This is a genomic window from Amycolatopsis sp. WGS_07 (genome assembly GCF_045278895.1).
GTDB lineage: Bacteria > Actinomycetota > Actinomycetes > Mycobacteriales > Pseudonocardiaceae > Amycolatopsis.
The window spans coordinates 286725-311022 of the sequence record NZ_CP136053.1 but is presented as its reverse complement, the minus strand read 5'-3'; the positions used below and the strand labels follow the sequence as shown (position 1 = coordinate 311022).

General features: G+C 69.6%; 20 protein-coding genes and 1 pseudogene. 10 read left to right on the top strand and 11 right to left on the bottom strand.

Features of this window, described 5'->3' with window-relative positions; genetic code table 11:
* Positions 1–22: 22 nt before the first annotated feature.
* The 7 genes and pseudogenes from RPX00_RS01355 to RPX00_RS01325 form a co-directional block, all read right to left on the bottom strand.
* Positions 23–1720, bottom strand: coding sequence for an ABC transporter substrate-binding protein (locus RPX00_RS01355; RefSeq protein ID WP_406636638.1), 1698 nt, complete (start codon positions 1718–1720; stop codon positions 23–25).
* Positions 1717–2660 (bottom strand): annotated as a pseudogene (locus RPX00_RS01350) (LysR family transcriptional regulator). Before RPX00_RS01350 ends, RPX00_RS01355 begins: the two are co-directional and overlap by 4 nt.
* Positions 2653–3657: an ABC transporter ATP-binding protein gene (locus RPX00_RS01345; protein WP_406636636.1), complete on the bottom strand. Its 1005-nt coding sequence runs from the start codon at positions 3655–3657 to the stop codon at positions 2653–2655. The pseudogene RPX00_RS01350 and the gene RPX00_RS01345 overlap by 8 nt, the downstream one beginning before the upstream one ends.
* The gene (locus tag RPX00_RS01340; protein ID WP_406636634.1) at positions 3657–4649 is read right to left on the bottom strand and encodes an ABC transporter ATP-binding protein; all 993 of its coding nucleotides are present in this window, start codon (positions 4647–4649) and stop codon (positions 3657–3659) included. The genes RPX00_RS01345 and RPX00_RS01340 overlap by 1 nt, the downstream gene beginning before the upstream one ends.
* On the bottom strand, positions 4646–5611 hold the full coding sequence (locus RPX00_RS01335; RefSeq protein ID WP_406636632.1) for an ABC transporter permease: 966 nt from the start codon (positions 5609–5611) through the stop codon (positions 4646–4648). Before RPX00_RS01335 ends, RPX00_RS01340 begins: the two co-directional genes overlap by 4 nt.
* On the bottom strand, positions 5608–6645 hold the full coding sequence (locus RPX00_RS01330; RefSeq protein ID WP_406636630.1) for an ABC transporter permease: 1038 nt from the start codon (positions 6643–6645) through the stop codon (positions 5608–5610). Before RPX00_RS01330 ends, RPX00_RS01335 begins: the two co-directional genes overlap by 4 nt.
* A 97-nt stretch (positions 6646–6742) precedes the next feature.
* Positions 6743–7702 (bottom strand): GlxA family transcriptional regulator, encoded by a 960-nt coding sequence (locus RPX00_RS01325; protein WP_406636628.1) that lies wholly within the window; start codon positions 7700–7702, stop codon positions 6743–6745.
* Positions 7703–7823: 121 nt separating this feature from the next.
* Here RPX00_RS01325 and RPX00_RS01320 point away from each other — a divergent pair, with 121 nt between their 5' ends.
* Genes RPX00_RS01320 through RPX00_RS01305 form a run of 4 tightly spaced genes read left to right on the top strand, consistent with a single transcriptional unit; the run spans position 7824 to position 9503 of the window.
* Positions 7824–8474 carry a DJ-1/PfpI family protein gene (locus RPX00_RS01320; protein WP_406636627.1) on the top strand — a complete coding sequence of 217 codons (651 nt, stop codon included), beginning with the start codon at positions 7824–7826 and terminating at the stop codon, positions 8472–8474.
* Positions 8475–8485: 11 nt separating this feature from the next.
* Positions 8486–8791 (top strand): hypothetical protein, encoded by a 306-nt coding sequence (locus tag RPX00_RS01315; protein ID WP_406636625.1) that lies wholly within the window; start codon positions 8486–8488, stop codon positions 8789–8791.
* Complete coding sequence (locus tag RPX00_RS01310; protein WP_406636623.1) at positions 8788–9222, top strand: hypothetical protein; 435 nt, start codon at positions 8788–8790, stop codon at positions 9220–9222. Before RPX00_RS01315 ends, RPX00_RS01310 begins: the two co-directional genes overlap by 4 nt.
* Positions 9223–9263: 41 nt before the next feature.
* On the top strand, positions 9264–9503 hold the full coding sequence (locus tag RPX00_RS01305) for a hypothetical protein (protein ID WP_406636621.1): 240 nt from the start codon (positions 9264–9266) through the stop codon (positions 9501–9503).
* A gap of 33 nt (positions 9504–9536) precedes the next feature.
* Here RPX00_RS01305 and RPX00_RS01300 read toward each other — a convergent pair whose 3' ends face one another.
* Positions 9537–12194, bottom strand: a complete 2658-nt coding sequence (locus RPX00_RS01300) for an AAA family ATPase (protein ID WP_406636619.1) — start codon at positions 12192–12194, stop codon at positions 9537–9539.
* A gap of 80 nt (positions 12195–12274) precedes the next feature.
* Here RPX00_RS01300 and RPX00_RS01295 point away from each other — a divergent pair, with 80 nt between their 5' ends.
* The 4 genes from RPX00_RS01295 to RPX00_RS01280 all read left to right on the top strand — a co-directional run bounded on the left by RPX00_RS01295 (position 12275) and on the right by RPX00_RS01280 (position 16741).
* Entirely contained in the window at positions 12275–13645 is a 1371-nt protein-coding gene (locus RPX00_RS01295; RefSeq protein ID WP_406636617.1) for an MFS transporter, read from the top strand.
* A gap of 21 nt (positions 13646–13666) precedes the next feature.
* Entirely contained in the window at positions 13667–14506 is an 840-nt protein-coding gene (locus RPX00_RS01290) for an SDR family oxidoreductase (RefSeq protein ID WP_406636615.1), read from the top strand.
* 12 nt (positions 14507–14518) lie between these two features.
* Positions 14519–14929: a Dabb family protein gene (locus RPX00_RS01285; RefSeq protein WP_406636613.1), complete on the top strand. Its 411-nt coding sequence runs from the start codon at positions 14519–14521 to the stop codon at positions 14927–14929.
* A gap of 210 nt (positions 14930–15139) precedes the next feature.
* Positions 15140–16741: an ABC-F family ATP-binding cassette domain-containing protein gene (locus RPX00_RS01280; RefSeq protein ID WP_406636611.1), complete on the top strand. Its 1602-nt coding sequence runs from the start codon at positions 15140–15142 to the stop codon at positions 16739–16741.
* A gap of 231 nt (positions 16742–16972) precedes the next feature.
* Here the strand turns inward: RPX00_RS01280 and RPX00_RS01275 are convergent, their stop codons facing one another.
* Positions 16973–18268: an MFS transporter gene (locus tag RPX00_RS01275; RefSeq protein ID WP_406636609.1), complete on the bottom strand. Its 1296-nt coding sequence runs from the start codon at positions 18266–18268 to the stop codon at positions 16973–16975.
* Positions 18269–18354: 86 nt separating this feature from the next.
* Between RPX00_RS01275 and RPX00_RS01270 the strand changes: the two genes are divergently transcribed.
* Together RPX00_RS01270 and RPX00_RS01265 are read left to right on the top strand one after the other, a co-directional pair.
* Entirely contained in the window at positions 18355–18711 is a 357-nt protein-coding gene (locus RPX00_RS01270; protein WP_406636607.1) for a winged helix-turn-helix transcriptional regulator, read from the top strand.
* Positions 18712–18749: 38 nt separating this feature from the next.
* On the top strand, positions 18750–19625 hold the full coding sequence (locus tag RPX00_RS01265) for a cyclase family protein (protein ID WP_406636606.1): 876 nt from the start codon (positions 18750–18752) through the stop codon (positions 19623–19625).
* A 70-nt stretch (positions 19626–19695) separates the two neighbouring features.
* Here RPX00_RS01265 and RPX00_RS01260 read toward each other — a convergent pair whose 3' ends face one another.
* Positions 19696–23700: a trypsin-like peptidase domain-containing protein gene (locus RPX00_RS01260; RefSeq protein WP_406636604.1), complete on the bottom strand. Its 4005-nt coding sequence runs from the start codon at positions 23698–23700 to the stop codon at positions 19696–19698.
* Entirely contained in the window at positions 23679–24017 is a 339-nt protein-coding gene (locus tag RPX00_RS01255) for a CU044_2847 family protein (protein WP_406636602.1), read from the bottom strand. The genes RPX00_RS01260 and RPX00_RS01255 overlap by 22 nt, the downstream gene beginning before the upstream one ends.
* Between the last annotated feature and the right edge of the window lie 281 nt (positions 24018–24298).

The following is a 24298-nucleotide window of genomic DNA, read 5'->3' as shown; positions in this document are numbered from 1 at the left end:
GGACAAGGGTTTCCGGGGAGGGTCAGCGCAGCCAGGCGACCCCGGGCAGGAACCCGAACTGGGCGCTGAACCGGTAATTGCCGAGCCGCGCCGAGGTGAAGTCGATCCATTTCGGCACGTACATGGACACCCACGGGGCCTGGTCGGTGACCGCGCGGTCCACCTCGGCCCACACCGCGTTCGCCGCCTCCGGATCGGTGGTGGCCAGCCGCGCGGCCTCGGCCATCCGGGCGTCGACGGCCGGATCGCAGAAGCCGCCGACGTTCGGGCTCGCGTCCGAATTCGGCACGAACGCGGTGCACGAGGTGAGCACTTTCAGGAAATCGCTCGGCGCCGGGTAATCCTGGGACCAGTCGGTCAGGGCGGCTTCGACGCGGTTTCCGGAATTCTGGACGAACGGATACTGCAATCCTTCGTCCATCGGTTTCAACGTCGCATGGTAGCCGAGATCGGTCAGCAACGTCTGCAGGTATTCGCCCATCGCGATGTGCATCCGGTTGTTTCCGGGCACCACCGAAACCGCGGCGCCAGCGGTGCCGGATTCCGCGACGAGCCGTTTCGCTTTCGCGAGATCAGGCCCGCGCCACGGGCCGAACCCGTTCGGACCCGGGTTGACCGTCCACGGGCAATACTGCCGGTAGCCGGGGATGTTCGGCACCAGCACCTGGCACGTCGTGGTCGCGAGTCCCGGTCCGCCCGCCTGCAGCACCGCCGAATTCCGGTCGAACGCGTAATTCACCGCCTGTCTCGCCTTGAGATTGTCGAACGGCGGAATCCGGGTGTTCAGCGCCCAGTACCAGACGTGCCCGAGCTGGTCGAGATGCAATTGGTTCGGATGGTCGACGCTGATCTCGGGCAACCGGTCCGGCGGTGGCTGGTCGACCGCGAGATCGGCCTGCCCGTTGATCACCGCGGTGATCTGGTCGGTCGGTTCGAGGCCGAATTTCTGCACGATCCGGTCCGGATATCCCTCCGGCGCGGCAAGCGGCGACCACGAGCGGAAATAGGGATTGCGTTTCAGGACGACGCGGTCGGTCGGATCGTAGCTCGCCCAGTAGTACGGGCCGGTCGAGCGGAGTTTCGACACGTCCGAACCGACGTCGGCGGGCGGCGTGTCCGCGGGCAGGATGGACGCCAGCGGCTGGCCGAGCTGCTGGGGCAGTTCGGGGTCCGGTTCGGTGAGGGTGAAGGTGATCTTGTTGGTCGCCTCGTCGATCGCGATGCCCTTCGACAGATCGCAGGTTTCCGGCGTGTCCAGGCATTCCTTCGCGCCGGCGAGGACGTCGAACTGCGAGGAGGTCGTCGGGCCGTGCACCTTGAACATCCGCTCGAAGGACGCCTTGACGTCTTTCGGCCGGAGTTCGCGGCCGTCGCTGAACCGGATGCCGGAGCGCAGCGTGAATGTCCACTTGAGACCGTCGTCGGCCGGCTTCGGGATTTCGGTGACGAGATCCGGGGCGACGTGCTGCCCGGTGTTCGGCCCGGATTTGGTGAAGGCGGTCAGGCCGTCGTAGGTCGCGGTGAAAAGCGTCCAGGACGACGTCGAGAAGTTGACCATCGGATCCGCCGTGCCGACGTTGCCCGACGACAGCAAAACCTCGATCCCGCCCTGGTGCCCGGTGTCGCCGGGGGCGACCGACGTCAGGTCCAGCGTGTCGTCCACCGCGCAGCCGGTCGCGGCCAGCAGCACCAAGGACGCGAGCACGGCTTTGCGGTTCACCGGCGGGTCCCCTCGCCGTCGACCGGCGGCAGGATCTCCGCCGGCCGCGCGCACACCCGCTGGATGACTTCGATGACGCCGCGAATGAACGCCAGCCTCGGGTGATAGCGCCGCCAGGCGATGCCGACGGTCCGCGCCGGGACGATGCCGGCGAGGGAAACCCTTCGTACGCCAGGGATCCGGCCGCCGAGGGTGAGCCGGGGCACGGTGCCGTAGCCGAGGCCGGCGGCGACCATCGCCTCGACGGCGTGGTTGGTTTCCATCTCCAGCACCCAGTTCAGCTCGGCGCCCGCGGACGCGGCCCAGGCTTCCATCGGACCCCGCTGGCCGCGCAGGCCGATCAACGGCAGCGCGGCGATCCGGCCGGGGAGACCGGCTCGGCGTCCGGCGGCAGGAGCAGCACGAACGGGTCGGTGAGGAGTTCGGCGGTGTGCAGGGCCGGGTCGGTGATCGGCAGCTTCACGAAGGCGAGGTCGATGTCCCCGTTGCGCACCAGCCGGGACACCTCGGTCTGCTGGTCCAGTTCCATCAGTTCGATCCGGTAGTCGACCGGCTGCCGCCGCAGCAGCGCCATCATCGGCGGGATGACCCGTTCGCTCGCGCTGGTGAACAGTCCGATCCGGACGGTCGCGTTGAGGCCCTTGCGAATCGTCTCGACCTGGCTGACCGCGGCCGAGAGGATTCCGCCGACCTGTTCCGCGGCGGCGACCAGGGTGTCGCCGGCCTCGGTGAGCGAAACCCGGCGCTGCTGGCGGGATCGGTGCACCAGCAGGACGCCGAGCCCGCGTTCGAGGCTCGCGACGCGCTGGCTCACCGCGGACTGGGTGCAGCCGAGCGCGGTGGCCGCCCCGGCGAACGAACCGGTCGCGGAGATCGCGATCAGCGCGGCGAGCTGCGGCAGCGTCGGGCGGGCGGACTGGTCGGTGTCGGCGCTAGTCATCGCGAGCGGCCTTCGGTTCGGCAAGGGACTGGGCGGTGGCCAGCGGGACCGCCGGCTCGAGCGGGTGGTGGCAGGCGACGTCGTGGCCCGCGTGTTCACGGTCCAGCACTGGTTCGGTCGTGCGGCAGACGCTGGTGGCACGCGGGCAGCGCGGGTGGAACCGGCAGCCGCTCGGCGGGTCGAGCGGGCTCGGCACGTCGCCGGCCAGCGTGGTGTCCCGCCAGTCCGCGCCCGCCGCCGGATCCGGGATCGGCACCGACGCCAGCAGCGCCGCGGTGTAGGGATGGCGCGGCGCGGCGAAGATCTCCCGGGTCGGCGCCTGTTCGACGATCCGGCCGAGATACATCACCGCGACCCGGTCGGACGTGTGCCGGACGACGCCGAGGTCGTGCGCGATGAACACGTAGGTGAGACCGAGGCGTTCCTTGAGATCGTCGAACAGGTTCAGGATCTGCGCTTGCACCGAAACGTCCAGCGCGGACACCGGTTCGTCGGCGACGACGACGCGCGGCCGCAACGCGAGCGCCCGCGCGATCACCGCGCGCTGCCGCTGCCCGCCGGACAGCTCGTGCGGGAACCGGTCGGCGAGTTCGGCGGAAAGACCGGTCAGGACAAGGAGTTCGGCGATGTCCGCGCGGGTCGCGGGCCGCCGGTGCACGCGCAGCGGCTCGGCGACCGAATCGCCGATCCGGCGGCGCGGGTTCAGGCTCGCGTACGGGTCCTGGAAGATCATCTGTACCGAGCGGCGGACCGGGCGCAATCCGCGGCGGCCGGTGCGGGTGATGTCGGTGCCGTCGAAGGTGATTGACCCGCTGTCCGGCTGGTACAGGCGGACGAGGCAGCGGCCGAGGGTCGATTTGCCGCAGCCGGATTCGCCGACGAGGCCGAGGGTTTCGCCGTGGCGCACGGACAGCGAGACCCCGTCGACCGCGCGCAGCCGGCCACGGCGGACGGGGAACCATTTGACCAGGTCGGTGGTGCTGAGCAGGTCAGGCATCAGGCCGTCCTCTTTCCGTCCGGCAGCTGCGCGTGCCGCACCAGACAGGCGTCGAAGTGGTCCGCGGCCGACGGCAAGAGAACCGGCCGTTCCTGGACGCACATCGCCTCGGCGGAAGGGCAGCGCGGCGCGAACGCACAGCCCGGCCCGACGTCGGCGGCCAGCGGCGGCAGTCCTTCGATCGAGGGCAGCCGGGCGGGCCGGGGCGCGTCCAGCCGGGGGATCGAGCCGAGCAGCCCGGCGGTGTAGGGATGCTGCGGCCGGTCGAACAACCGCGCGGCCGGCGCCTGCTCGACGATCCGCCCGGCGTACATCACCTGTATCCGCGACGCGATTCCGGCCAGCACGCCGAGATCGTGCGTGATCAGGAGGACGCTGGTGCCGGTCCGGGCGCTCAGGTCGCGGATGATGCGCAGGATCTGCGCCTGCACCGAGACGTCCAGCGCGGTCGTCGGCTCGTCGGCGATCAGGATGTCGGGATCGCAGGACAGCGCCATCGCGATCATCACCCGCTGCCGCATACCGCCGGAGAACTGGTGCGGATAGTCCCGCGCGCGGGACTCCGGGCTCGGAATGCCGACCAGGTCCAGCAATTCGACCGCGCGGCGGCGGGCGGCCCGCGCGGTCGTCCGGCGGTGCTGCCGGATCTGCTCGGCGATCTGCCAGCCCACCCGGTACACCGGGTTCAGCGAGGTCATCGGATCCTGGAAGATCATCGCGAGCCGGTCGCCCCGGTACGCGCGCATCCGCTTCGGCGGCAACGCGAGGAGGTCCTGGCCGTCGAACCACACGCGGCCGCGGACGACCGCGTTGCCGTCGCGGATCAGCCCGAGCAAGGCGAGCATGGTGACCGACTTGCCGGAGCCGGATTCGCCGACCACGCCGAGGGTTTCGCCCGCCGACAGCTCGAACGACACGTCGTCCACCACCCGCACCAGGCCGTTCGGCGTGCGGAACTCGACGGTGAGGCCGTCCGCGGTCAGGGTGGTCATCGCACTCGGATCCTCGGGTCGAGCGCCGCGTACCCGAGGTCGACCAGGAGGTTCACGAGCACGACGGCGAACGCGCCGTAGAGCGTGACCGCCATCAGCACCGGCAGGTCGAAGCGGCTGAGCGAATGGAAGGTCAGGTTGCCGACCCCGGGCAGGCCGAACACCTGCTCGGTGAGCACGGCGGCCCCGCCGAGCATGGCCCCGAGGTCGAGGCCGAACAGGCTGACGAACGGGATCAGCGAATTCCGCAGCACGTGCCGCAGCAGCACCCGGGATTCGGAAAGCCCCTTCGCCCGCGCGGTGAGCACGAAATCGGACCGGTCGACGTCGATCAGATCGGACCGCAGCACGCGCGCGTAGAGCCCGGCGGTGCCGATCGCCAGCGTGATCCACGGGAACAGCAGCTGCCCGAACCACTTCAGCGGGTTGACGTTGATCGGCGTGTAGCCGAGTTCCGGCAGCCAGCTGAACACGCTGTGGTGCAGGGTGCCCTGGGTGAGCAGGTTGATTACGCCGCCGAGCCAGTACACCGGCAGCGACATGCCGAGCAGGCCGAGGCCCATCAGCAGCGGGTCCAGCGCCCGGCCGCGGAAGACCGCGGCGAGCGTGCCCGCCCCGAGCGCGAGCAGCAGCCAGATCACCGCGGCCCCGCCGACCAGCGACAGGGTCACCGGGATCGTCTTGGCCACCCGGGAAAGCACCGGGCCGCGATCGGTGTAGGAAACCAGGTCCCGGTCGATGACCAGGCGTTTCATCATCTCGAAGTACTGCGCGGGCAGCGGTTTGTCCAAGCCGAAGTCGGCCCGGATCTGCGCGATCACCTGCGGGGTCGCCTGTTTGCCCGCGATCTGCCGCGCCGGGTCGACGCCCGGGGTCTTGAAGAAGATCAGGAACACCAGGACGCTCACCGCGATCAGCACCCCGGCCGCGGAGAACAGCCGGCGCACCACGTAGCCGATCACCGGGCACGCATCCGCAGCTCGGCCTTCGGGTCGAAGGCGTCCCGGATCGCGTCGCCGAGAATGTTCAGCACGCACACGGTGATCGCGAGCAGCGCGCCGGGCACGATCGCCATCAGCGGCCGGTTGCGCAGCAGCTGTGTGCCGTCCTCGATGATCGTGCCCCAGCTCGCGGCGGGCGGATGCACGCCGATGCCGAGGAAGGACAGCCCGGACTCCAGCAGCATCGCGGTCGCCGTCATCAGCGGGAACAGCACGAGCACGCGAGACAGCACGTTCGGCAGGATTTCCCGGCGGATGATCCGGCCGTGCCCGGCACCGTAGGACGTCGCCGCGCCGACGTAGTCCGCGGCGCGCACGGAGAGCACCGCGCCGCGCACCGGCCGGGCGACATAAGGCACGTACACCACGCCGATAATCAGGACGGGCAGCGCGAGGCTGCCGGAACTGACCCGGACGAAACCGAGGCTGATCCCGGACGCGAAACTGATCGCGGAAATCGAGATCGCCAGCATCAGCACCGGAAACGCCCACACGACGTCGAGAATCCGGGACAGCACGCCGTCGACGACGCCTCCCGCGTACCCCGCGATCAGCCCGACCACGAGGCCGCCAGCGCAGGCGACGAGTCCGGCGAGCACCCCGATCACGAGAGTGTTCCGGCCGCCGTACAGGATCCGCGCGGCGACGTCCCGGCCGTCGCCGTCCGCGCCGAGCAGGAAATGCGCCTGGCCGGTCGGCCCGATCGGCAGCACGCCCACGCCTTGCGCCGCGGGTTGCAGCAGCGGGACCACGCTGCCGTCGTCGAGCACGGTGGTGCCGACGGGGTCGGCTACGAACGGATCGGTGCCGGAGACGTGACTGGCGTACAGCGGCGCGAGCAGGCACAGCACGACGATCAGGGCGAGGATCACCGCCGACGCCACGACCCGGGGACTGCCGCACAGCGCACGGAGGCCGCTGCGCCACGGTCCGCCGCCCTCCGGTTCTGATCGGGCGCCGGCGATGGCCGGTGGCGCGGAATGGGACTCGGACACCTGGCCACCCCCCTCGGATTAGCCGTCCTGTCGGCAAAAACTAGAGAAGGTTCAGGTTTTCCGGCAAGAAGACCGGCATCGCATTCGATAAGATGGGCTAATGGGCCGGGTCCGGCCGGGCGGGCCGGAACACTTTCCGGTAAGCGCCGGGCGTGACGCCGACGACCTGCCCGAATTGCGCGCGGAAGTTGCTCGTCGTGGGAAATCCGGTCTGCGCGGCGATCCGGTCGACGGTGTGGTCGGTGGTTTCGAGCAGTTCCTGCGCCTGCCGGATGCGCACCCCGGCCACCCACTGCATGGGGCTTTGCCCGGTTTCGTCCTTGAACCGCCTGGTCAGCGTACGCACGCTCAGCCCGGCCGCGGCGGCGATGTCCGCGAGCGAGAGGTCCCGGTACGCGTTTTCCTCGATCCACGGCAGCACCTGGTGCAGCGTGGTCGGCCGGCTGGGCGGACGATTCCGGACGATGTACTGCGCCTGCCCGCCGGGCCGGTGCAATGGCGCGACGGCGAGGCGGGCGGCATCGGCCGCGACCGCGGTTCCGTAATCATTTCGGACGATGTGCAAGCACAGATCAATTCCGGCCACCGCGCCCGCGGAAGTGAGGATTTTCCCGTTGTCGGTGTAAAGCACGTCTGGATTCACGCGAACGGCGGGGTACCTCCGTGCGAATTCGTCGGCGGCGAGCCAATGCGTCGTCGCGTCCCGGCCGTCGAGCAATCCCGCTTCGGCGAGCGTGAATGCCCCGACACAGATCGACGCGATTCGAGTCCCGCGTTCCGCGGCGGCCCGCAACGCTTCGAGGACATCCGGCGGTGTTGGCTCCAGCGGATTGTTCCTCCCGGGCACCACGACGAGGTCGGCCCGCTGGAGCGCGTCGAGTCCCTCGTCGATGGCCAACCGCAGCGGCCCGGCTTGGACGGAACGCTCCGGACCGGCGACGAGCGTCCGGTACCCCGGGCGGCCGTCCGGGAGCCGCACGCGTCCGAAGGTCTCGATGGGCGTGGCCAGATCGAAGGCGATCGCATCCGGGAGCGCCAGCACCGCTGCGGTGTACATCGTTTTAGGGTACGACATCTCGCCGTGGCCAGATACAGGCTCAAGGTGGCTATATCGCCATTGTGCTGACGATCGCGGATGGCTTTCGATGGACGAAAGCGTCCAGCGAAAGGAACCACCCATGCTGCGGGCCCAGTTCGTACTCTTCGACGGGTTCGACCCGCTCGACGTCGTCGCGCCGTTCGAGGTGCTGACGGCCGGAAGCGGCTTCCTCGGCGGTTCGCTCGCCGTGGAACTCGTGAGTGCCGACGGCCCCGGCGTCGTGCGATCCGGCAACCCCGGCCTCACCCTGACCGCGACCGCCGCACTCGACCCGGACGCCCCCGGCTACGTCCTCGTCCCGGGCGCGGCGGGTCCGGTCGAGGGCGACCCGGACTCCGGCGACGAGACCATCCCGGTCCTTTTGTCGCGCTTCGCCTCGGGCTCCGCGATGCCGTTGATGCGTCGCGCGTTCGACAACGCCGACACCACGGTCGTCACCATCTGCGGGGGCTCGCTAGCCCTGGCGATGGCGGGCCTGATCGAGGGCCGGACCGCGACCACGCACGTGCTCGGCATCGACCTGCTCGGCGCGACCGGCGTGAACGCCGTCCGAGCCCGCGTCGTGGACGACGGCGACCTCATCAGCGGCGGTGGCGTTACCTCGGGCCTCGACGTAGCCCTCTACGTGCTGGAGCGGGACTTCGGTTCGCAAACCGCGCATGCCGTGGAGGAGCTTTTCGAATACGAGCGGCGCGGTATCACCTGGAAAGCCCTGGCTGCTCACGCCTGAAAGGAAATACCTTGCACACCATTGTCGGCACCTGGCTGCTGCGGATGAAAACTCCCATCGGCACCATGGAAGCCACTTATACCTTCTCGGAAACCGACGGCACCCTCACTGGCAGCGCGGTGGGCGGCGGCGAAACGACACCCCTCGCCGATATTTCCGCCTCCGGCGATCAGTACACCTGGCGGCAACGCATCACCCGGCCGATGCGCTTGAATCTGGATTACGCGGTCACGGTCGACGGAGACACCCTTTCCGGCGAATCCCGAGCCGGACGGCTGCCGCGTACCAGCGTGACCGGGGAGCGAGTCAGCGCGTGAATGCTTTCCTGCTGTCGATCCACGTTCTGGCGGCCATCCTGGCGATCGGCCCGGTCGCCGTCGCCGCGAGCATGTTCCCGAGCGCTGCCCGGGCCGAGAAGGTCGCCGCGCTGCGGATCCTCCACCGCACCACCCGGGTCTACGCCGCGATCGGCGTGCTGGTCCCGGTCTTCGGCCTGGCGACCGGCGCAAGCATCGGCGTGCTGGGCGACCCGTGGCTGATCGTCTCGCTGATCCTGACGGTGGTGGCCGCGGCAATTCTGATTACTTTAATCCTACCCGGTCAGAAACGAATTGTCGACGCGCGCGGAGCCGACCGTCAGCTAGCTGCTCGACTGGCAATGCAGACCGGAATCTTCAACCTGCTCTGGGCGGCAGTGGTCGTTTTGATGATCTACCGCCCTGGCTCGACGACGGGGGTTGGATTGTGAGTCCGCGGCGTGTTTTGGAAATCGTTGGTACGGTAGAGTTGGTGACGCTGGTGTTGATGCTGGGGAATGTGTTCACCGTGCATCAACCCGAGATTTCGCGGGTACTCGGGCCGGTGCATGGGCTGGCTTATACGGCGACGGTGATCGCCGCAGTTCTCGTGATGGGCGGCCGTCGGCGGGTGTGGCTGCTGGCGCTGATCCCGGGAATCGGTGGCCTTTTGGCGTCGCGGGCTGCGTCTGCGGAACAGTTGGAACGTCGAACTGAGGGAGACGGTTGGTAGCTCAGGGGAGTCCGTCCTCAGTGGACCGAGAACCTACCCCGCCTCGAGAAGATCAGGCATCCCCCGCAACTGCCGCCGAGAAGTAATCCCCAGCTTCCGGAAGATGTTCCGCAAATGCGCGTCCACCGTCCGCGGGCTGAGGAACAGCCGCGTGGCCACCTCCTTCGACGTGGCCCCCGCCGCGACCTCCCGGGCGATGTGCATTTCCTGCATCGTCAACCGGTCGTACGTGTGCTCCGACCGGCTGCGCGCCACCTCACCGGTTGCGCGCAGCTCGTCGGCGGCTCGGCGGGTGAACGCCTCCATGCCGATCTTCGACAACAGCTCATGCGCGGCCCGCAGCTGCTCGCGCGCGTCCCGGCGACGGCCCGAGCGGCGCAGCCACTCCCCGTACCGCAGATGGGCCCGCGCGATCTGCACGGAAAGCGGGCTGTCCGTCAAGTGAGAGAGCGCGGCGACGTAGTCCTCCTCGGTACCGTTGACCATCGCCCGCGCGCCCGCCGCGACCCCGAGTGCGAAGTCGGTGCCAGCCGCTTCAGTGCGTTCGAGCAGGGACGTCAGAGCCGACCGGGCGACTGTGTCCTCCCCGCATCGGACGGCGGCTTCGATCTGTTCCGGCAAGGCGATGCCGGTGAGGAAGAGGTCGCCGCTCTCCACTGCGTGCGTGGCGGCGGTCAAGGCGGCTGGATAGTCGCCGAGTCCGTTGTACAGCACGGAAGTCGCCCAGTAAGCGTTCGCGGTCAGCTGGCCGGTCTGGCGGCTTGTCGCCTCGGCGAACAGGTCGAGGACCTCCTGCCGACGCCCGCGCATCGCTGCCAGGTGCACTCTCGGGTAGAGCTGTGGCGGGTCGCCGAGGGCGTCGGCGATCGCTTCTTCCTCGGCGATCGCGGCCATCGCCTGGCCGAAGTTCCCGGTGAACACCGCGTACAGCGCTTCCTGCGACCGGCCGAGCCGCAGGGTCATCGGCGATCCGGTCGACTGTCCGGTCTTCGCCAGCCAGTCGACGATCGTCCGGTGCAGGTCGAGGTCCCACAGTTCGCCCGCGAGCACGGTGGCCAGCGCGGGCGTACGCGTCCAGCCTGCGTCGTCGCTGGTCAGGACCTCGCGGATGGCGGGCACCCCGGCGCGATGCCCCTCGGTGGTGAGGCGCACCAAGGCGGAGAGGAGATCCGGCGGTCCGGCTGGGGGAGCGGCGGCGAGCACCCGGTCCAGCACGCCCGCGGCCCGTCCGACGACGAGTCCCATCTCGAGCGCGGCCACCAAGAACTCCCGGGACCGTTCCGGATCGTTGGCGGCTAGACGCTGCGCGGCCTGCAGGATGAGTTCCGGACCGGCTTTGCCCGCGCCCTGCACGAAGGCGATCTGCCCGCGCAGCAGGTCGACCGAGGCGTGCTTAGCGACTTCCAACGTCGAGGTGTCGATGCTGGTCACCAGGTCAGCCGCGGTTTCGGTCCGGCCGGCCGCGAGCGTCGCCCGCGCGGCGGCGAGGGTGCGTTCGACCTGCTTGCCGGGGTCCAGTGACAGCGCGGCGGCCCGTTCGAGGAAGGCGGCAGCGGCCGCGACACCGCCACGGGCTTCCGCGCGGGACGCCGACAGTTCCAGCTCCGCCGCGACCTCCTCGTCCGGCCCGGCGGTGGCCTGCGCGCGGTGCCAAGCGCGCCGGTCGCCAGCGGTGGCTGGGTCGGTGGCGTCGGCCAGCGCCCGATGCGCCGTCTGTCGCTGGTGCGGCTCGGCGGCACGGTAAGCGGCGGAACGCGCGAGCGGATGACAGAAGCGCGCCCGGGTGTCGAAGACGATCAGCCCGGACGCTTCGGCGGCCGCGCTCGCGGCGGGTACGTCGAGGCCAAGCTGCCGCGCGGCCGTCCACAGCAGGGCAGGGTCGCCGGTCGGTTCGGCGCTCGCGAGGATCAGCAGCTGCCGCGCGTCCGGGGGCAGTTCCGCCATCCTCGCGCGGAAACTCCGCTCGATCCGGCTCGCGACCGGCGACGGGGCCGGCAGCGCGAAACCGCCCGCTTTCGGCAGCTCGATCAGCGCCAGCGGGTTGCCGCGCGCCTCGGCGAGCAGGCGATCGCGCACCCGCTCGTCCAGCGTCACGGTCTTCTCCTCGGCCAGCAACACGCGGGCCTCCGCGTCGCTCAGGCCGCCGACGGTCAGCCCGGGCAGCTCGTCCAGCCCGCGCACCGGCTCCTGGTCGCGGGCGGCGAACACCATCGCGATCGGCTCGGCCGAGATGCGCCTGGCCAGGAACGTCAACGCACGTGCCGAGGCAGCGTCCAGCCAGTGCGCGTCGTCGATCACGCACAGCAGCGGACGTTCCGCCGCGGCGGTCGTCAGCAGGTCCAGCGCGGCGAGACTGACGCGGAACGGGTCCGGTGCGCCGTCGGCCAGGCCGAACGCGACGAGGAGGGCGTCGCGATAGAGCGTGTCGAGGTGCGCCAGTACCGGGACACACAGCTGGTGCAACGCCGCGAACGGCAGCTCGCCCTCGAACTCCGACCCGGACGCCCGGATCCGCTGGAACCCCTCCGCCGCCTGTTCGACGTGGTCCAGCAGCGCGCTCTTGCCGATGCCCGGCTCGCCACGCAGGACGAGCGCGCCGCCCTCGCCGCGCTCCGCCGCCCGGATCAGGGCGAGCAGGCGATCGACCTCGGCGTGCCTGCCGACGAGGGAGCGGGAGGACGTCGCGGACATGGTTTGAACCTTAGAGGCGTAGGCGAAGTAGGTGAAAGTCACCGACGCGAGCGGCGGCGGGCCGAGGCGATCGTGGTGGCATGCAGACCGACGACACGACGCTTGCCAGGCAGCTGCCGCGCAGTGTGGCGCTCCTGGGCCTGGCGACTGCCATGTTCCTGGTCATTCTCGACGCCGCGATGGTCAACCTCGCCGGGTCCGTGATCCGCCGCGGCCTGGGGCTCAGCGCCGCGGAACTCGCGGTCGTCGTCGATGCCTACCTGGTGACGTTCGCCGGGCTGCTGCTCCTCGGCGGACGGCTCGCCGACGTGCTCGGCGCCCGGAAGGTGTTCCTGGCCGGGATGACGGTCTACCTCGCGGCGTCGGCGTTCTGCGCGCTGGCGGCCAGCGGCGGAATGCTGATCGCCGGACGGATCGGACAGGGGATCGGGGCCGCGCTTCTGATGCCGGCCGCGCTCTCGCTCGTGCTCGCGCTCTACTCGTCGCCCGCGGAACGCACCCGCGCGATGGGCATCTGGGGCGCGGTCGCGGGGGCGGGCAGCCTCATCGGCGTCTTTCTCGGCGGCACGCTGACCGAGGTGTTCGGCTGGCAGGCGGTGTTCGTCACGCCGGTGCCGTTCGGGGTGCTCGGGGTGCTCGTCGTGTGGCGCTCGGTGCCGCCGGTTCCGGGCAGGCCCGGCCGCTTCGACGGGGCGGGCGCGGTCACGATCACCGTCGGGATTTCCGGCCTCGCGCTGGGCATGGTCACCGCCGCCGACGCCGGATGGACCGCACCCGGCACGATCCTCGGTCTCGTCGTCGGCGTCGTCGCGCTGGCGGTGTTCGTGTCCGTCGAACGGCGTTCCGCCCGCCCGCTGGTCCCGCTGGGCGTGTTCCGCCGGAAGCCGGTGGTCACGGCGAACCTGGTGATGGTGCTGATCGGCGGTACCTTGACCAGCCTGTTCTTCTTCCTGCCGCAGTATCAGCAGGAGGTGCTCGGGATGAGCCCGCTCGCGGCGGGCCTGGCTCAGCTCCCGCTCGCGCTCATGATCATCGTGGGCAGCGCGGCCGCACCGTTGCTGGCCAAGCGCGCGGGGCCGTCGCGGGCGCTGCCGATCGCCCTCGTCGTGCTGCTCGCCGGCTTCCTGTGGCTGGCACTGGACGCGACGGCCAGCGGCTTCTCGATCAGCCTGCTCGGCGCGTTCCTGCTGATCGGCACCGGGCTCGGACTCGGCGCGGTCAACGCCACCGCGATGGCGGTCCGGGACAGCGCGGACGGCGAATCCGGCCTGCTCAGCGGACTCGTCAACGCCGCACAGCAGCTCGGCGGCGCGGTCGGGCTCGCCGCCCTCGCCGGAATCGCCCTCACCGGCACCCACATCTCGTTTACCACCGCGTTCCTCGGCGAGGCCGGGTTCGTCCTCGCCGCCTTGATCCTGTCGCTGGCCGCCAAGGCCGGCGGCACCCGCTGAATCCCGAAAGGACACTCCACAATGGACACAGTGCTCGTCACCGGCGCGACCGGAACCGTCGGCTCCGCCCTGATTCCCGCCCTGCAAGCTCGCGGTGCCGCGGTCCGCGCGATGACCCGGGGCCGTTCCGTCGACGGCGTCGAGACCGTTGTCGCCGACCTGCAGGACGCGGCCTCGGTCGCTGCCGCGCTCAAGGGGGTCGACGCGGTCTTCCTCAACAGCCCTTCGGCACCGGACGCCGCCGAACTGCAGATCCAGTTCGCCAACCTGGCCCGCGACGCGGGAGTCAGCCGGTTCGTGCTGCTCTCCCAATACGCGGCGCGCGCCGACTCGCCGGTGCGATTCCTGCGCTGGCACGCCGAAGTCGAAGCGCACGTCGAGAAAATCGGGCTCGACTACACCGTGCTCCGCCCGAACCTCTACCTGCAGGCGTTGCGCAGCTTCTCCGCGACTATCGCGCAGGGATTCTTCGCCGCGCCCATCGGTGACGCCGCCGTCAGCGCCATCGACACCCGAGACATCTCCGACGCCGCCGCTGCCGTGCTGACCAGCGGCGGACACACCGGCCGCACGTACACCCTGACCGGCCCGCGCGCCGTGACTCACGCCCAGATCGCCGAAGCGCTCTCCGCGGCCACGGGGCGGGACATCGCCTTCCACGACGCGCCCGCCGACCAGTTCGCCGCTGCCCTGACCGGATTGCTTCCGCCCTGGCAGATCGACGGTCTCATCGAGGACTACGCCCACTACGCCCGCGGTGAGGCTGCCGAAGTGCACACCGCAGTCGCCGACCTCACCGGGCATCCCGCCCGCGACGTCACCGACTTCGCCCGCGACTACGCCGCCGATTTCGCCGTCTGAAAGGGAAATCCCATGATCTACCACTGCACGAGGTTCAGCCTTAAGCCCGAGGTCACGCCGGAGGACAAGGCAGCCGCGCTCGCGAAAATGGGCGAGCACGGGACCGCGATCCCCGCCATCGTGACGCGCGTCGTCGGCCCGGATTTCGGCGGGGACTACGAGTACGGCGCGGTCACCGTGGTCGCGGACATCGAGGGCTACGCCGAGTACATGAACCATCCGCTGCACCTGGAAATGGACCGGATCGGGCTGCCGCTGGTGGACAGGTTCATGTCCTTCGACATCACCGACGATCCGGATCCGGAGATCGGCGCGAAGATCGCCGACGTCCACCGGCGCAGGTTCGAGAACGTGCCGGACATCGCGGAGCTGGTCGCCGGGCTCCGCGAGTACACCGGCAGTGCCGCGCCCGCGGCAGGTTAAATCACTCGCGCGTGGCCCGGCCGTTCTCGTATACTGATGTCAGCTGCCGCCGTTCAGTAAATGAGGGACATTGATCTTCTGAGGCTCTTCAGACACCGCGACTCCGTCGCGCGTCTGGCCTCGGAGGGCAGCAGCCTATCCCGGTTGTTCTGCCGCACCCTGTGCCGCGGTGTCTTCACGTTCTCGTCCACCGCGAACAAGGGAGCTTTTATGTCTTCGTCCATTGTGTGCAGTGACCTCAGCTTCGCCTGGCCGGACGGCGAGGTCGTCTTCGACCGGTTCACCCTCGCGATCAGCGAGGGCCGCACCGGGCTCATCGGGCTCAACGGGTCTGGAAAATCCACCCTGCTGCGGCTCATCTCCGGCGAGCTGGCGCCGGACGCGGGCTCGGTCAGCGTGTCCGGCGAACTCGGCTACCTGCCGCAAAACCTGATCCTCGCGTCGGAACGCCGGGTGGACGAGGTGCTCGGCCTGGTCGAGATCCGGGCCGCGCTGGCCGCGATCGAACGCGGGGACGCCGACGAACGGCACTTCGCGACCGTCGGCGATCAGTGGGACGTCGAGGAACGCACCCGCGCCACGCTCGATCAACTCGGCCTTGAGCACGTCGCACTCGACGCGCGGGCGGGCGAGCTGTCCGGCGGCGAGCTGATCCTGCTCGGGCTCGCCGCGCAGTTCCTGAAGCAGCCGGACGTGCTGGTGCTCGACGAGCCGACCAACAACCTGGACCGGCGGGCCCGGCGGCTGGTCGGCGAGGCGGTGCGGGCGTGGAAAGGCGTGCTGGTCCTGGTTTCGCACGATCGCGAGCTGCTGCGCCACGTCGACCGGATCGGCGACCTCCGCTCCGGCGCGGTGACCTTCTACGGCGGAAATCTGGAGGATTACGAGGCAGCGGTCGCGGTCGAGCAGGAGGCGGCCGAGCGGATGGTGCGGGCGGCCGAGTCGGATCTCAAGCGGCAGAAACGCGAGCTGGTCGAGGCGCGGACGAAGCTGGACCGGCGCGCCCGTTACGGCCGGAAACAGTGGGAGAACAAGCGGGAGCCGAAGGTCCGGATGCGGAAACGGCAGGAGGACGCGGAAATCGCCGCCGGAAAGCATCGCACGATGCACCTCGGCAAGGTCGCGGAGGCGCAAGACCGGCTGAGGGAGGCCGCGGAGATCGTCCGCGCCGACGACGAGATCCGGATCGACCTGCCGGAAACCTCGGTACCGTCCGGAAAAGAGGTACTCACCCTGTCCGATGTGGAGCTTCGGAATGGGCTCGCGGTGAACCTGGAGCTGCGCGGTCCGGAACGGATCGCGCTCGTCGGGCCGAACGGATCGGGGAAAACCACGCTGCTGCAAACGATCACCGGAGCGATCCAGCCGCGGTCCGGGACGGTCAGGGTGCCGGTCCCGGTGCGCTGGCTGCCGCAACGGCTCGACCTGCTGGACGACACGCTGTCGGCCGCGCAGAACGTAGCGCGCGCGGCTCCTTCCGCCTCGAACAACGAGATCCGCGCTCAACTCGCGCGCTTCCTGTTGCGCGGCAGCCGAGCCGACCTTCCCGCTGGAAGCCTCTCCGGCGGCGAACGTTTCCGCGCGACGCTGGCGACCCTGCTCCTGGCGGAACCGGCACCGCAGCTCCTGCTGCTGGACGAGCCGACGAACAATCTGGACCTGGCCAGCGTCCGGCAGCTGTCGCAGGCGCTGGAGTCCTACGCCGGCGCGCTGATCGTGGTCAGCCACGACCTACCGTTCCTGCACTCGATCGGCGCGACGCGGTGGGTGCGGCTCGAGTCCACAGTGGAGGAGGTCAGCGAATCGCTGTGAGCAGGGTGACCGCGCCTGCCGTGAGTAGGGCGGCGGCGAAGCCTGTTCCGCCGCCGAGGTTGGCGATCGTGCTGAACACGGCGACTCCGCCGCCTGCGCCGATGGCGAAGCCGACTTCCTGGGTCGCGCCTGCTGCTCCGGCGTGTTTGGCGGTGGCGGCTTCGAACAGTGCGGTGGTCGCCAGGGTGCCGATCGCGCCGTATCCGACCAGCGCGTCCGGAAGAGAGGAGGTCAGCGAATCGCCGTGAGCAGCGTGACCGCGCCCGCCGCGACCAATGCGGCGGCGAAGCCTGTTCCGCCGCCGAGGTTGGCGATTGTGCTGAACACGGCGACTCCGCCGCCCGCGCCGATGGCGAAGCCGACCTCCTGCGTCGCGCCTGCCGCTCCGGCGTGCTCGGCGGTCGCGGCTTCGAACAGCGCGGTGGTCGCCAAGGTGCCGATCGCGCCGTATCCGAACCCGACCAGCGCGACCGGAAGAACGGTGTGGCTCAACGGAATCGCGATCAGCCCGGCCGCTTGGATCACCAGCGCGACGGACGTCGACGTCCGGCTGCGCAGCCAGTTCACACTGAACGGGGCGACCAGCCCGCCGACCGCGGTGGCCACGGCCTGTGGAGCCAGCGCGAACCCCGCCTCGATCGGCGTACGTCCTTGCGCGTGCTGGAGTTCGAGGCTGACGAGGTAGAGACAGGCCGCCGCCGTCGCGGCGGAAACCACGATCCGTGCGAACGCCGACGCGAACCCCGGCCGCAGAAACAACCGGACCTGCAGCAACGGTTCGTGCAGCCGAAGCTGCCGCCGCACGAACACCGTCCCCGCGCCCAAACCCGCCGCCGCGCACGGTATTCCGCGCACCGGCGCGACGGTGGCTTCCTGCAGGCCATACACAATCCCGCCGATCGCCGCTGCCGACCACAGCAGGCTCGGGATCTCCCATCCGCCAGCGGCCTGGCCGACCGATTCGGGGAGCAACCACAGCGCCAGCCCGATCGTCAGCACCGCGAGCGGCACCAGCGCGAGGAAAACCCAGCGCCAGCCCGGCCCTTCGGTCAGTAGCCCGCCCGCGACCGGGCCGAGCGCGTTCCCGGCGCCCAGCGTGGTGACCCACATCCCGTTGGCGAACGCGAGACCGCGGCCGGAGAAAAGCGAACCGATCGTGCCGACGACCCCGGCCAGAATCAGCGCGCCGGCCACCCCGAGCAGCCCACGGCACACAATCAGCAACGTCGCGCTCGTCGCGGCAGCAGCTACCGCGTTGAGCACCGCCATAGTGCTCACCCCGATCAGCAGCACGCGTCGCCGCCCATACCGGTCGCCCGCTCGGGCCGCCCCGACCATCGAGACCGCGAGCGCGAGCGGGTAGACGTCGACGATCCAGGCTCGCGCCGTCGCGGGCACCCGCAGTTCGTCGGCGATCTGCGGTAACGCGGTATTGACCATGCTCAGCGCGAGGCTCCCGCCGAGCACCCCGGCCAGAAGCGGAATCAACACCAGCCCGCGTCGCGGTTCCACCCGGGTCAGCGCCATGCGACGATCTTGTCCAGACACCTGCACACGGGACAAGTACGGACTTCAATGTTCGGTACTAACCGAACGGATAGTGAGGAGGCCAGATGCGCCCTCCGGTCGAGAAAGCCGTCCGCACCTGGCGAAAAACCTGCGCCGCCGAGATCACGACGATGGTGCTGGGCGGTGCGTGGAAGCCGAGCATCCTGCACGAACTGGCCGATCACGGCGTGCTCCGCTTCGGCGAACTCTCGCGCCTGCTGCCGGGTCTCACGGACCGCGTCCTGACCCGCCAGCTCCGCGAACTGGAAGCCGACGGGCTGCTGCACCGCGAGGTGTACCCGCAAGTGCCGCCGAAGGTGGAGTACAGCCTGACGGAACTGGGCGAAAACGCGCAGGAGGTCCTGAACGCGATGGCAGCGTGGGGCCGTTCCTACGCGGCGGATCACGACCCCGATCGGTAAATCCCGGCGGCTCGCTGATGATCAGTACGCTCGACGCCATGAGCGAGGACGAGCTGCCGAGCAACTGGGGCCGGTGGGGCGCTGACGACGAACTCGGCACGCTGAACCTGATCACCGACGAGGTCCGCGAACGAGCCAGCCGGGAAGTGCGCACCGGCCGCTCAGTCTCGCTGGCAGTGCCGATCCAGCCGTCGCCCGTGCTCAGCGGCCCGTTCCCGCCGCGGACGGCCGAAGAGTCGCCGGTCCAGCAGCTCATGCTGTACACCGGCAACCCCGCGCTCGCGTACGCGGACGCCATGACGGTCACCAACCACCATGTCCTCTCCACGCACCTGGACGCGCTGGCGCACATCCCGCAGGACGGCCAGGTGTACCCGGGCCGCCCGGCGAGCGAGAGCGTCACGATGGGCGGCGTCGTGCACGGATCGACCACGGCCTTCGCTGACGGCATCGTGACCAGGGGAGTCCTGCTCGATTTCGGCGCCAACGGCCCGGTCCCCGCCGACCACACGATCACCGCGCGGGACCTGACCGCCGCGGAGGAACGCTTCGGTGTCCACGTCGAATCCGGCGACGCACTCGTCGCGCGCTTCGGCTGGGTGCGGGCCCGCTACCGCGGCAACCCGATGCCCGGCATGACCGTCGACGCGGCGCGGTGGATGCACGATCGCGGGGTTTCGTTGTATGCCGGAGATCTCTCGGATGCTTACCCGCCAGCGCAACCAGGCATCCCGCCAGCGATGCACGGGGTCGCGTTGCCGAGGCTGGGCATGCCGTTGATCGACGCGGTGGACGCCGACGAACTGGCCGCGGTTTGTGCTGAGCTGGGGCGGTATAGCTTCTTGCTTGTGGCTGCTCCGCCTCGGATCCACGGGTTGACGGGTGTGCCGGTCAATCCGGTGGCGATCTTCTGACGGGTGCTTCCTCTGCGGACCTTTCTGGGTGGCGATAAGGGCATTCTTTTGCCCGGAACGATCTGCGGGATCACGGACAGGGCCGCGTCTGCTCCACTCCGGCGGGGAGGCGGGTCTTCTCCGCGGGAGTGAAGTCCCGGTTGTTGATCCCGCACAGGTGTCGCATCCAGGCCGCGCCGTCGAGCGGAATCGACGGCCTGGGCCCCGGCCTGGTGTCGAGGATCAGCTTCCCGTTCTCGACGGCCCGGTTGAGCGTTTGGTCGCCGAGCTTGGTGTTGGTCACCAGCTTGTGGTCGGGCCAGTGCCACACCTGGAAGTTCAGCGTGCTTTCCCCGAAGAGGTAGTCGCCGTCGATGCCGTGCAGGGTGTTCAGCTCGGCGGGCATCGTCGGCAGCATCCGGTTCGCGTTCAGGTCGAGGAAGACCACCCCGCTGACCACTCCGTTGACCATGGCCGCGAAGGAGCCGGTGGGGTCGATGGCCGGGGTGCCGGGGTAGAAGTCCGAGTGGAAAGTCTCGATCGCTTTCCGGCTCGGAAGATCCCACAGGGCGGCTGTTTTCCCGCCGTAGACGAAGAGTTGCCCGGGGTGTCCCGGCCTTGGCTCTGCTTTCTCGGCGAAGTCGTCTTGAGTCGGCAGCGGCAGCGGTGGCTCGGTCTGCTGCCCGGTGGCCGGGTCCCAGAACGTGGCTGTCTTCGCGTACACGACGACCACGGGCTGGCCGGGGACGGCGACGATCGTGCCGCTGTCGTTGGGATCCGGAACACCAGGCAATGGGGTTTCGTGTTCGAGGGAGAGATCGTCCGCCCGGTAGGTCCGCAGTACCCCGTTACTGACGGACAGGATGTGCTTTCCGCTGGAGTCGAAGGAAAGGGCGCTCGGCGAGGGCACGGCGGCTTGTTTGAGCACTTGCTCGCGCGCGTCGACGAGTGCGAGTTCTCCGTGCGTTGTGCGGGCGGCCCAGCGCTGTCCGTCCGGGGACTGCGCGTTCGGGCGCCAGTTCGTCGTGCCGGCCGGCTTGGTTTCGGCCGTCGCCACGTTGCTGAGCTGCATGGACCCGTTCCGGATGGTCAGCGCGGTCAGCCGGCCGCCGGGATCGGCAACCAGGAGCGGGGCTATCGAGGTGTTGGCCGCCCAGTTCACCGTCGTCCTGGGATCGGCGAAGAAGTACCACTTCCGGTCTGGCCAGTGCAGCGCTCCCAGCGCACTGTCCTGCGGCCGGTTCACGAGCAAGAACTGCCCGGTGGCGTCTGCCTTCAAGCCGGAACAGTCGACGCCGGGATCCGTCGGCCCCAGCCGGGAGCCGGAGTTGTCGAGGAGCGTGATCGTTCCGCCGTCGCACGCGGCGATCTTCCGGCCGTGGTCGAGCACTACGCCGTGGCCGAGCGACCGGATCCGCTCGCCGGTTCCGGCATCGCGCACGACCGCCTCGTTCTTGCCGTTGGGGTCGGCCGACGGAGCGACCATGATCACCTGGCGTCCGTCATCGGACGGGTAAGCCGTGGGCTCGGTCAAGATGCCGGGGCCCACGGTCAGCGGAGTGGGGACCGGGCGGCGGGTCCGCAGGTCCCAGATCCGCACGTGCCGGGACGGGTCAGTGCTCTCGTAGGGCACTCCCAGCACATACTGGCCGTTCGCGCTGAACGAGACGAACTGGAAGGTCGTCGTCTCGTCGGCACGCAGGACGACTGGCGGGGCAGCGCTGTCCAGTTCCCAGATCTTGATGCCGGGCTCGTACCCGGACTCGGCGAGCAGTTTGCCGTCCGGGCTCAGTTCCAGGAAAGCTGTGGGCTTGGCACCGAGCGGCCGCGACTGGGGTGCGGGCCCGGCGAGGCCCTGCCACAGGGTTGCCGGTGCCGTGGGGTCAGTCGACCGGAGAACGACCCGCTGACCGTCCGAACTGGACAGAATGGGGATGTTCGAGTCGATGTGCTGCGGAGGAAGGATCCGGTCAATCCCCCGCCAATACAGCTCCTGCTGCAGCAACGCCCCATAAGCCTCACTGCCACGCGGATTCTCCCGCCAAGCCGCCTGCGCCATCTGCAAAGCCGAGGTGTCCTGGCCGTTCGCGTCCCGCAAGGATTCCTGGGCAAGCAAAATAGCATTGGCCGTATGCAGGTTGTCGTTGATCGTCGCCTGGTTGCGCAGTACCACGACGGTAAGCACGCTCGCCGCGAGCGCCAGGGTTAGTGCGACGGCCGTGACGATGCGCCACCGGCGGATGCCGCGTCGCTCAGCAGCATGGCTGCGTTCGACGTATTCCCGTTGTGGCGCAGTGATATCCGAGCCGCGCTGAGTGAGCCATTGCCGGGCGGTGGCGAGGGCGGCTCCGCGCAGCAGGCTGCCGTGGTCTCGGCCGGACTGTTCCCACTGGTCGATGTCCTGGCGCAGGTCTGCTTGCCAGAGCAGGAAATCCCGGTCCTCGGCGAGCCAGTCCCGCAGCTGGGGCCAGTAGTCGATCAGTGCCTGGTGGACGAGGTCCGCGCGCTGGTCGTCGTCGAGTACCACGAGGCGGCGGGTGGCGAGTTCGTGGGCGATTTCCTGCAGTTCCGGGCTGAGTTCGCTGAGCCGGACCGAGCGGCGGGCGAATCCCGCGTCGCCGTCTGGGCGGGCGAGCTGGACCAGCAGTCTGCGTGCTCGGTCCTTTTCGGACGGACGCAGGGCCTCGAGTGCTTCTTCGGCCGCTTTGCCCAGTGCGCCGGGTACCCGGCCGAGTTTTTCGTAGGCCGCGTGGGTGAGCCAGCCGCCGTGTCGTTGTTGCCAAAGGCGTTCCAGCACCAGGGAAACCAACGGGAGCGTGCCGGGCTGGTCCATCGCGTCGTCGAGGATGCGTGGCACCAGGCCGGATTCGAAGGCGAGCCCGCCGACCTTGGCGGCCGGTCCGGTGATCGCCGCGGAAAGCTCTTCGCGTGACATTGGCTGCAGGAAGCGGACGGCCTTGTTCAGCCGGTCCGCCGTCTCCCGCGTGACGAGCGTGTCGAGGGACCGCGCGCGCAACGTGAGCATGACCCGCAGCGGTGCCGGTTTGCCTGATTCCCGCCGTTGCGAAGCGATCATCCGGGTGAGCAGTTCGAGCAGCCGGCGCGCGCCGTCGCGGTCCGCGACCACGATTTCCTCGAACTGGTCGACGAAGAGCACCGTGTTGCCGTCTTTGACCAGTGCGTTCGCGGCGGCCTGCGGATCTTCGACCGATTGGCCGACGGCTGCGGCGAACATGGCGACCGGTTCGGTTCCGGTGTCCGGGCGCAGGTCGAACACCCGCGCGCCCTCGCCGCGCAGCCGGGGCAGCAGGCCGGCGCGGACCAGCGACGATTTGCCCGAGCCGGAGGGACCGGCCACCACGACGAGGTCTTCGCGGGCGACCTGCTCGGCGAGTCCGGCCAGTTCGGCGTCGCGGCCGTGGAAGAGCCGGGCGTCTCCTTCCTCGAGTGGTTTCAGTCCGCGGTAAGGGTTTTCCGCCGTCGCGGTCCAGACGTCGCCGAGGGCGGTGGTGGGGACGAGATGCGCGGTGGTGTCGTTGCGGGTGGTCCGGGTGACCACCATGCCGACCACGCCGTTCGCGTCGTCGTCCCATACCGGCGCGCCGCTGAAGCCGGGTTCGATGCGCCACTGTCCCGCGGTGGTCTCGATCTGGATCCGGCCGGTGCCCTGCGCGCCGATCAGCTTGCCCTCGATCCAGATTCCGGCTTCCTGGTCGAACGGGAAACCGAGCGTGCGAAACGAATGCCCGCGGACGTCGGAGGTGATCCGCGACGGCGCGGGCAGCGCTCCCGGCGGGGACGGCGCTTCCAGCTGGAGCACCGCCACGTCGCCGGTTCCCTCGCTGTCCTCGGGCTGCCAGTCGAGCACCCGTGCCGGGATCCGGGAATTCGGGGCCAGCAATGGAAAGTCGATCTGGACGAGGTCCTCCGGCCCGGGTTCGCCGTCGGTGCCGAGCGCCATCGCCACCACGTGCGCGCACGTGGCGACCCGGCCGGGCGCCACCAGGAAACCGGCCCCGGCCACACCGGCCGCCCCGCTGATCCGGACGACGGCCGCGGCGAGCGGGTCCGCGCTCATGACGACGGCGCGGTCCACTCCATGCTGACCGTGAAATTCGCCTCCCCCGCGGTTTTGGCGATCGCCAGGTTCGCCTCGCCGGTGACCTTGATGCCGAACTGCAGGCTGATCTTGGACGGTTGCTGTTCCATCGCCCGGAATTCGGCGAGCACGGCCTCGGCCGCCGGCCGGATGCGCTGGAGCGCTTCCTGGACCGACTCGGACGCCTGCTCGATCGACGGACCGCGGCCGACCGGCTGGTTCCCGCCGGCGCCGCGGCGTGCGCCGTCCGGCGGATCGGTCTCGAAAAGAATGGCTTCGCCGCCGCTGACCGGCATGCTCACCCAGTGCGTCATGGCCTCGGTACCCCCTCGGACCCGCGATCGCTTCGTGACAGTCAGTGAACCACAGCGGCCCGGTCGCGCGGGGCGGAATCGACGGATCCGGCACCGCACTGGTTGTCCGCCTTGAGGTTTGCGGTGTTTGTCCGATAGGGCAACGATCACCCGATCACCCGATCGGACGGTCGGGCCGAGGGTGAAGTTCTCGGCGGCCCGGACGTTAGAGGGGTGAGGAGCTAATTGCCTCCCCGCCCGTCACCCGGGCGGGTGGGCCAGTTCCGCGAGTGAGGAGTTCG

Coding starts and splice junctions, on each gene's coding strand:
- RPX00_RS01345 (WP_406636636.1), bottom strand. CDS start 3,657: ATGCCTGACCTGCTCAGCACCACCGACCTGGTCAAATGGTTCCCCGTC.
- RPX00_RS01340 (WP_406636634.1), bottom strand. CDS start 4,649: ATGACCACCCTGACCGCGGACGGCCTCACCGTCGAGTTCCGCACGCCG.
- RPX00_RS01325 (WP_406636628.1), bottom strand. CDS start 7,702: ATGTACACCGCAGCGGTGCTGGCGCTCCCGGATGCGATCGCCTTCGAT.
- RPX00_RS01320 (WP_406636627.1), top strand. CDS start 7,824: ATGCTGCGGGCCCAGTTCGTACTCTTCGACGGGTTCGACCCGCTCGAC.
- RPX00_RS01300 (WP_406636619.1), bottom strand. CDS start 12,194: ATGTCCGCGACGTCCTCCCGCTCCCTCGTCGGCAGGCACGCCGAGGTC.
- RPX00_RS01295 (WP_406636617.1), top strand. CDS start 12,275: ATGCAGACCGACGACACGACGCTTGCCAGGCAGCTGCCGCGCAGTGTG.
- RPX00_RS01290 (WP_406636615.1), top strand. CDS start 13,667: ATGGACACAGTGCTCGTCACCGGCGCGACCGGAACCGTCGGCTCCGCC.
- RPX00_RS01285 (WP_406636613.1), top strand. CDS start 14,519: ATGATCTACCACTGCACGAGGTTCAGCCTTAAGCCCGAGGTCACGCCG.
- RPX00_RS01280 (WP_406636611.1), top strand. CDS start 15,140: ATGTCTTCGTCCATTGTGTGCAGTGACCTCAGCTTCGCCTGGCCGGAC.
- RPX00_RS01275 (WP_406636609.1), bottom strand. CDS start 18,268: ATGGCGCTGACCCGGGTGGAACCGCGACGCGGGCTGGTGTTGATTCCG.
- RPX00_RS01270 (WP_406636607.1), top strand. CDS start 18,355: ATGCGCCCTCCGGTCGAGAAAGCCGTCCGCACCTGGCGAAAAACCTGC.
- RPX00_RS01265 (WP_406636606.1), top strand. CDS start 18,750: ATGAGCGAGGACGAGCTGCCGAGCAACTGGGGCCGGTGGGGCGCTGAC.
- RPX00_RS01255 (WP_406636602.1), bottom strand. CDS start 24,017: ATGACGCACTGGGTGAGCATGCCGGTCAGCGGCGGCGAAGCCATTCTT.